General features: G+C 62.7%; 1 protein-coding gene. It reads right to left on the reverse strand.

Translation table 11 applies throughout. The features are described from left to right. Window positions 1-507, reverse strand: a 507-nt coding sequence (locus tag AW273_RS00065; RefSeq protein WP_157555493.1) for an AAA family ATPase, incomplete at both ends; no start/stop codon positions are given.

Consider the following 507-nt stretch of genomic DNA (forward strand, 5'->3'; position numbering starts at 1 on the left):
GAGCTGGTGGAAGACGACGGTGTCGTCGACGCGGTTGAGGAACTCGGGCCGGAAGTGCTGCTTGAGCTCCTCCTGGACCTTGGCCTTCATCCGGTCGTAGTTGCCCTCGACGTCGTTGTTCTTGGCGAACCCGACCCCGATGCCCTTGCTGATGTCACGGGTGCCGAGGTTGGTGGTCATGATGATGACCGTGTTCTTGAAGTCGACCACCCGGCCCTGGGCGTCGGTCAGGCGACCGTCCTCCAGGATCTGCAGCAGGCTGTTGAAGATGTCGGGGTGGGCCTTCTCGATCTCGTCGAACAGCACCACCGAGAACGGCTTGCGCCGCACCTTCTCGGTGAGCTGCCCGCCCTCTTCGTAGCCGACGTAACCGGGAGGCGAGCCGAACAGCCGGGAGACGGTGTGCTTCTCCATGAACTCCGACATGTCCAGCATGATCAGCGCGTCTTCGTCCCCGAACAGGAACTCCGCCAGCGCCTTCGACAACTCGGTCTTACCGACACCCGA

The organism is Herbidospora yilanensis (assembly GCF_001570565.1).
In the GTDB taxonomy this organism is placed as follows: Bacteria; Actinomycetota; Actinomycetes; order Streptosporangiales; family Streptosporangiaceae; genus Herbidospora; species Herbidospora yilanensis.